Annotated in this window: 5 protein-coding genes; all 5 read right to left on the reverse strand. The window is 71.7% G+C overall.

Annotated features, from left to right (window positions below; all coding sequences use genetic code 11):
- Positions 1 to 4: 4 nt before the first annotated feature.
- Entirely contained in the window at positions 5 to 2,482 is a 2,478-nt protein-coding gene (locus AC13HU_RS26415) for an ABC transporter permease (RefSeq protein WP_483044456.1), read from the reverse strand.
- Positions 2,479 to 3,147 carry an ABC transporter ATP-binding protein gene (locus AC13HU_RS26420; RefSeq protein ID WP_483044460.1) on the reverse strand — a complete coding sequence of 223 codons (669 nt, stop codon included), beginning with the start codon at positions 3,145 to 3,147 and terminating at the stop codon, positions 2,479 to 2,481. The genes AC13HU_RS26415 and AC13HU_RS26420 overlap by 4 nt, the downstream gene beginning before the upstream one ends.
- Positions 3,148 to 3,260: 113 nt before the next feature.
- Positions 3,261 to 3,785, reverse strand: a complete 525-nt coding sequence (locus tag AC13HU_RS26425) for a PadR family transcriptional regulator (protein WP_483044457.1) — start codon at positions 3,783 to 3,785, stop codon at positions 3,261 to 3,263.
- A 245-nt stretch (positions 3,786 to 4,030) separates the two neighbouring features.
- Positions 4,031 to 5,488, reverse strand: a complete 1,458-nt coding sequence (locus AC13HU_RS26430) for a catalase (protein ID WP_483044458.1) — start codon at positions 5,486 to 5,488, stop codon at positions 4,031 to 4,033.
- A 404-nt stretch (positions 5,489 to 5,892) separates the two neighbouring features.
- Positions 5,893 to 7,689, reverse strand: coding sequence for an ATP-binding SpoIIE family protein phosphatase (locus AC13HU_RS26435; RefSeq protein ID WP_483044459.1), 1,797 nt, complete (start codon positions 7,687 to 7,689; stop codon positions 5,893 to 5,895).
- Between the last annotated feature and the right edge of the window lie 61 nt (positions 7,690 to 7,750).

Here is a 7,750-nt window from a genome sequence, read left to right on the forward strand (position 1 = left end):
CTCCCTACTCCGTGCGGAGCCCGTCCGCCCGCATGAGGCGCCACAGCGGCGGCATGCTGAGCAGCGTCACCACGAAGATGACCCCCGCCCCGACCCCGGACATCGTGACGACGCTGCCCCAGTCGGTGTGGAAGGGCCGCTGCACCATGGCGAGCAGCGCCGCGCCGAACCCGATACCCCCCGCGACGGCGAGCAGCAGCCCCAGCACCACCGGCACGGCGGTCTGCCACAGCACCGACCAGGCCAGCACCGAGCGCCGGGTGCCGAACGCGACCAGTACCGCGAGCAGCTTCTTGCGTTCGCGCAACTGCTCCAGCATCGTCACCAGCAGGCCCGCGCCGATGAGCGCCATGGTGAACGCAGCCCCGGCGAACAGCCCCCGGCGGATCTGTGTGAAGCTGGCCTCCGTCCGCGTGTCGTACAAGGTGAAGATTCTCGCGTCGACACCGAGGCGGGACACGGCGTTGCGGGCCCGCTCGATCGCGTCGGGCTGCTTCGGGTCGAGCACGACCGACAGCCGCATGTCCAGCTCGTTGAGCAACGAGCTGTCGATCGCCTCCGGAGTGGCGAGCACGCCCCAGGCTAGCGAACCCGCCGCGTCCTCCCGGGTGCGGGTGTTGACCGCGGTGGCCGGGATCTGCCACAGCCGGGGCTTGCCGGTGTAGGTGTCGCCGGCCGGTGCGTTGAGGTCGAGCTTCCCGCCGGGCTTCGCGTACTTCTGGTAGTCCTTGTCGACGTAGTCGTCTTCGGTCGGCGGCACCAGGAACACGCTGCCGGGGTGGCATGTGGTGATCCGTGCGATCTGCCGGAGCGCGGTGCAGTCGCCGACGTTGATCGACAGGTATGTGTACTGCGTCCCCTCGCGCTTGGGGAGCTTGCTCGCGTCCGGCCGGGTGACGTTGCCCTGCGCGTAGCCGTAGACCTCCTTGACGCCCTTCTGAGCGGCGATGGACTTGGCGTCGGCGGTGAGGCGCGCGCTGTCCTCGACCGGGCCGCTGACGATGGCTTGGGCGCGTTTGGTGTCGGCGCCGGTCAAACTGACGTAGTCGCCGCTGATGCCGTTGAAGAGCATCTGGAGCGCGATCGCGCCGGCGACCGCGATGGTCACCCCGCTCACCATCCGGGCGGACGCGCTGCTGCTGAGCTGGAGCCTGCGGATGGCCAGTTGCCAGGCCACCGGCCCGCCGTGCAGCCGCCCCACGGCGGCCTCCATCACCCACGGCAGCACCGCGGTCACCCCGAAGAGCAGGAGTACGGCGCCGATCGCGACCTGGTACTCGTTGATCCCCGAGCCCTTGTCGGCCTTGCCGAACAGCGGTATCAGCAGCGCCAGTCCGGCCACGGGCAGCAGCAGCCGCCACCACAGCCTGCGCCGCCGACCCAGCGCCTGCCGTACGACGCCCAGCGGTTCGATCGCGGTGCCGCGCAGGCTGGCCAGGGTGACCGCGATCGACGCGAAGGGCACGGCGAGCACGACCAGCACGGTCAGCGCCGGGTTCGGCGTCAGATCGGAGGAGAACGCCGAGATCGACATGACGCTCAACATCGAGGCGAGTTGTCTGCCGATCAGGAACAGCGCCGCGCCGAAGACCAGCCCGAACAGCGCGCCGAGCAGGGCCTCGCCGGCCGCGATCCGGCGGGTCATCCGGATGTCCGCGCCGACCAGCCGTAGCGCGGCCAGCCGCCGGTCACGGCGTTCACCGCCGAGGCGTACCGCGGTGCCGATGAACACCGCGACCGGTAGCAGCAGCACCACCAGGACGACGACCAGGAGCAGTTGGAGTGTCGGGCCCAGCGGGTCCGACTGCTCATGGGACCCGAAGCCGGTGATCCGGTCGGCGTTGCCGCCCCGGTATTGGGAGTCGCGGGCGACCAGTTGGTCGCTGCCGACGTAGTAGTACAACTCCGCCGGGCCGGTGAGCCCGGCCTTCCCGATGGTGCCGGTGATGGGGTACGGGAGGCGCTGGCGCAGCAGCGGCGTGGACGCCAGCAGCTTCTTCAGCGCGGGCGACACCGCCATCTGCCCGTCGCCGGGCCAGCGTGCCAGGCCCGGCGGGAGCTGTGCCTTCGCCCCCTCGGGGTGCAACAGGTACCCGGAGATGTCGTGCTCGTGGTAGGTCGTCTCGGCGTTGGCCCACAGCAGGGTGCTCGCGCTGGGGTGGGCGATGTACTCGGTACTGGCGCTCTGCCGGGCGTCCTCCTTCTGGCCGCGGGTGTGCATCATCGCCGGCACGGCGGCGGTCAGCAGCAGCAGCGCCACGCCGAGCCCCACGCCGACCGCGGTCAGGAGGGTGCGGGTCCACCCCTCCCGGCCGCCGCTGAACGCGAAGCGGGCGCCGAGCGCGAGGTCGCGCAGCCAGGTGCGCAGGCCCGCGGAGGGCTCGGCCGATTCGGGCGGGCGTCCCGGGCGGTGCGGACCGCCGCCGGCCGCGTCGAAGCCGGCGAACGGCTCGAACCGTGTGCTTCCTTGCTGGGAGCTCATGACACCCGTTCCATGTCGCGCGACTTCCCGTCCCGCACGACGATCTCCCGGTCGGAGTACGCGGCCACCCGGGCTTCGTGGGTGACCAGGACAACGGCCGCGCCGGTGTCGTGGGCGGCGTCGGTGAGCAGCCGCATCACCCGCTCGCCGTTGAGCGAGTCCAGCGCGCCGGTCGGCTCGTCGGCGAAGACCACCCGGGGGTCGTCGACGAGGGCGCGGGCCACCGCGACGCGCTGGCCCTGCCCGCCGGAGACCTCGCCTGGCCGCTTGCCGGCGACATCGGAGACCTCCAGCCGCTCCAGCCACTCGGCCGCCTTCGCCTCCGCCACGCGGCGCTTGATACCGCCCAGCCGCATCGGCATCGCCACGTTCTCCAGGCAGGTCAACTCCGGGACCAGCTGGCCGAACTGGAAGACGAAGCCGAAGTCGGTACGGCGCAGCGCGCTGCGCTCCCCGTCGGACATCGCCGACAGTTCCTGGCCGCGGTAGCGGACCTCGCCGGAGTCGGGCCGTACGATCCCGGCCAGGCAGTGCAGCAGCGTCGACTTGCCGGACCCGGACGGCCCCATCACGGCGACGACCTCACCGGCGCGGATGGTCAGGTCCGCCCCGTCGAGGGCGGCGGTGGGACCGTACGCCTTGTGTATACCGATCGCCCGCAGCAGCGGTTCGGTCCGGGCCGGACCGCTTCCGCTGTTGGCGCCCAGGCCGTTGGCGTCCACGCTGTGGGCGTTCGCGCCGAACGCGTTCACGTCGTGGGGGTTCGCTTCTCCTGCGCTCACTTGGCCACCTCCGCGGCGAGTTGGTCCAGACGGGCTGCGGTCAGTTCGAGCCAGCGCAGATCGGCTTCCAGGTGGAACAGGGCGTGGTCGCAGATGAGCTGGTCGGCGAGGTCGCCGTCCCTCTTGCGCCGGGTCAGCTCGCGCATCAGCCGCAGGTGTTCGGCCCGCTGGGTGTCCAGCAGGTCCAGCGCGGACCTGCCGGTCAGCAGCGCCAGTACGACCTTGGTGTAGAGGGTCGTCTGGAGGTAAGGCTCGGGCTTCTCCGGCTGTGCGAGCCAGCTCGCCACGTCGGTGATCCCGGCGTCGGTGATGGCGTACCGCTTGCGTTCGGGGCCGCCGCCGGGCTCTATGCCGTCCACCTCGACCAGGCCGTTCTTCAGCAGCCTGGCCATGGTCGAGTACACCTGGCCGTAGGCGAGCGGCCGATCGTGTCCGAAGCGTTCGTCGAAGGCGCGCTTGAGGTCGTAACCGTGGCGCGGGCCGGACTCCAGGAGTCCGAGCAGGGTCTGGCCGATTGACATGTGGAGCACACTACACCATGGGTATACATCGCGTGTATACCCATGGTGCATAACTCACTGGATCGAGTGTTCTCGCAGGTCAGGACGGTTTGATGCCGCTTGTTGGACTCGGGCGGCGGCGGCTCCTTCGCCGGGCGGCCGTGGCGCGGGACCCGACCGGGCCGGCACGCGATGCAGCCCCGGAACACGGCGGGAACACGTGTACCGGGGCTGCGCTCTTACGGGGGGCCAGGCCCTCCCGACGGTCAGGGCGCCGTGACGGCCTGGGCGATCCGGTCGCCGACGTTCCGGTCGACGCTGCGCCAGTACGCGAAGGCGCGTTCGAGGACGGGCGCGCTGACCCCGTTGGAGAGGTGCCCGGCGACGTTGCCGACCAGCCGGTCCCGCGCCGCGTCGTCCAGCACCTCGCGCACCATCGTTCCCGGCTGCCCGAAGTCGTCGTCCTCGCTGTGCAGCGTGTACGCCTCCCGCACCATCTCGCCGGCCGCCTGCCACCCGGCGATGTCGCCGTGCGCCTCCGCGGACGCGGCCGGCCCGCCGTAGGAGTTCGGCGCGTACGGCGCTCCGGTCCGGGCCGGCTCGAACCGCATCGGCCCGTCCTTGGCGTAGGAGTGCACCGGCACGTGCGGGCGGTTCGGCGGGAGCTGCTGGTAGTTCGGGCCGATCCGGTACCGGTGCGTGTCCGGGTAGGAGAACAGCCGCCCGAGCAGCATCTTGTCGGGGGAGGGGCCGATTCCCGGCACCATGCTCGACGGCTCGAACGCGGCCTGCTCGATGTGGATGAAGTAGTCCTCGGGGTTGGTGTCCAGCGTCATCCGGCCGACCTCGATCAGCGGGTAGTCGCTGTGCGGCCACACCTTCGTCAGGTCGAACGGGTTGAACCGGTAGTCCGCCGCGTCCTCGAACGGCATGATCTGCACCCGCAGCGTCCACGACGGGTGCTCGCCCCGGTCGATCGCCTGGTACAGGTCCTGCCGGTGGAAGTCCGCGTTCTGCCCGGCCATCGCGTCCGCGTCGGCCTGGGTGAGGAAGTCGATGCCCTGGTCGGTCTTGAAGTGGTACTTCACCCAGAACTTCTGGCCGGCGCCGTTGATCCACATGTAGGTGTGCGACCCGTAGCCGTTCATGTGCCGGTAGGTCTTCGGGATGCCCCGGTCGCCCATCAGCCAGGTCACCTGGTGCGCGGACTCCGGGGACAACGTCCAGAAGTCCCACTGCATGTCGTTGTCGCGCAGGCCGTTGTCGGGGCGGCGCTTCTGGCTGCGGATGAAGTCCTGGAACTTGATCGTGTCCCGGACGAAGAACACCGGGGTGTTGTTGCCGACCAGGTCGTAGTTGCCGTGCCCGGTGTAGAACTTCAGCGCGAAACCGCGCGGGTCGCGCCAGGTGTCGGGGCTGCCCTGCTCACCGGCGACCGTCGAGAACCGCGCCAGCATCCGGGTGGAGCGGCCCGGCTGGAACAGGTCGGCCTTCGTGAACTGGCTGACGTCGTCGGTCACCTCGAACCGGCCGTACGCCCCGCTGCCCTTGGCGTGCACCACCCGCTCGGGGACCCGTTCCCGGTTGAACTGGGCCATCTTCTCGATCAGATAGTGGTCCTGCAGCAGGATCGGGCCGTCGGGTCCGACGCTCAGCGAATGCTCGTCGCTCTCCACCGGGACGCCGGCGTTGTCGGTGGTGGGCGGGATGTTCGACGTGCTCATGGAGTGTCCTTCCGGGTCCTCCTGTCCGATGCCGCATCAGGACACCGGTCACCGTCTCGCGGGCCGCTCCCCACCCTCGCACCGAACATCCGGCGCGGCATGTTCTCGACGCGCTCGGCACACCCGCTGACGCGCTCAGGCCACGCCGTGTCGGTGAGGCCGGCCAAGCGCGCGCCGTCCCGGGGGTGCCCTTCTTCCGCAGCGGCACCCGCTCAAGCCTCTTTATTGCCGGCCCCTCGCCGCCGGGGACTTCGACTCGCTGTCGAGGGTCGACCGTGCTCGATTCGCTCGTTCCTCACGAATCTCCGCGCGCTCTCCCTTTCGACAGCGGCGCCCCCTTTGGGCTCAGTGCCTACACGGCGAACCCGAACACCTATTGGCACCCGCTCCGGGCAACCCAAAAATCACAGCGGCAGCTCGAACCAGACGACCTTGCCGGCGCCCAGACGGGTGGCGCCCCAGCGCTGGGCCATGCGGTTGACGAGGTAGAGGCCACGGCCGCCCTCCTCCTCGGGAGCGGCGTGCCGCATCCGGGGAAGCAGCGGTGCGTCGTCGCCGACCTCGCAGCGCAGCACGTCGGTGCGCAGCAGCCGCAAGGTGACCGGGCGTTCGGCGTACCGCACCGCGTTGGTGACGATCTCGCTGACCAGCAACTCGGCGGCGTCGACCTGGTCCTCCAGGCCCCAGCGCATCAGCGCCTGGCGGACCAGCCGGCGGGCGCGTCCCGCGGTCTGGGCCTGCGGTTCAAGGAACCAGTACGCGACGTCGCTCGGCGCGATCCCGGCGAAGCGGGCGGCGAGCAGGGCGATGTCGTCGTCGCGGTCGCCGGGGCCGAGGATCTCCAGCACCTCGTCGCACAGCGGCTCCAGCGGCGGCGGGGAGACCACGGTGGCGGCGTCGTGCAGCCGCTCGCGGAGCATCTCGATGCCGCCCCACACGTCGCGGGTGCGGGACTCCACCAGGCCATCGGTGTAGAGCAGCAGCGTCGCCCCGGCGGGCGCGGGCAGCTCCACGGCCTCGAACGGCACCCCGCCGACGCCGATCGGGGCACCCGGGGGCACCCGCAGCACCTCGGCGAGGCCGTCGGCATGCAGCAGTACGGGCGGCGGGTGACCGGCGTTGGCCACCACCAGGCGGTGCGCGATCGGGTCGTACACCGCGTAGACGCAGGTGGCCATCCGGTCCTGGCCGAGCCGCTGGGCCTGCTCGTCGAGGTGGTAGAGCACCTCCTGCGGGGCGAGGTCGAGCCCGGCGAGGGTCTGCACGGTGGTGCGCAGCTGGCCCATGATCGCCGCTGACGTCATGGAGAGGCCCATCACGTCGCCGACGACCAGCGCGACCCGGCTGCCGGGCAACGGGATCGCGTCGTACCAGTCGCCGCCGACCCGGGCGGACTCGGCGGCCGGCAGGTAGCGGCTGGCGAGTTGCACACCGGTCGGCTGCGGCAGCGAGTCGGGCAGCATCTCGCGCTGGAGGGCGTCGGCGATGTACGCCTCGCGGCCGTAGAGCACCGCCTTGTCGACGCCGAGCGCGGTGTGCGTGGCGAGTTGGGCGGCGACCAGCAGGTCGTCGGCCTCGAACGGCGGCCGGTCCGCGCGGCGCAGCAGTACCGCGGCGCCGATCACCCGGCGGCGGCCGCGCAGCGGGGCCAGCAGCGCGCGGCGGCCGCCCGGCAGCGGGCCCGGGGGGTTGCCGAGGAGTTCGGCGAGGGCGTCCGCGGCCCGCGGCGACTCCGCGAAGACCGGGCGCACCCCGCGCAGCACCTCGGCGAGCGGCCCGTCGAGCAGCACCCCGATGGTCTCGGGGGCGCCGCCGTACGGCGTCTCCAGTGCCGGCAGGTTGCCGACCGGCACGTCCGGGGTGTCGCCGGGGCCCTCCAGGCCGCCGTCGGCCCGGCGCAGCCGCAGCCGCAGCGGCCCCGAGGGGCGCTCGTCGCCGACCGGGAGCGGCTCGCGCAGGTAGACCAGGATCGCGTCGGCGAACGCGGGTACCGCCGAGCGGCACAGTCCGAGCAGGATCTCGTCCAGGTCGAGGCCGCGGGCGATCCGGCGGGTGGCCGCGCCGACGTACCGCAGCCGGTCCGCCTCGGGGCCGGTCTGCACCGGCATCGGGATGCGCATGCCCACCGAGTCCTCGTCCGCGGTGTGTCCGGCCGCCTCCAGCGGCGTGCCCCGCGGCGGTGTGCTCACAAACGAGCTCAACGCCTCGCTCCCCTCCGTCACTGCCGGCACCCATCCCGTGTCGTGCGCCGGGGCGGGGGAC

The organism is Streptomyces sp. NH27 (assembly GCF_056859195.1).

Bases quoted from the DNA above. Each gene is read 5' to 3' on its own strand.
- AC13HU_RS26425 (WP_483044457.1), bottom strand. From the start codon at position 3,785: ATGTCAATCGGCCAGACCCTGCTCGGACTCCTGGAGTCCGGCCCGCGC.
- AC13HU_RS26415 (WP_483044456.1), bottom strand. From the start codon at position 2,482: ATGAGCTCCCAGCAAGGAAGCACACGGTTCGAGCCGTTCGCCGGCTTC.
- AC13HU_RS26430 (WP_483044458.1), bottom strand. From the start codon at position 5,488: ATGAGCACGTCGAACATCCCGCCCACCACCGACAACGCCGGCGTCCCG.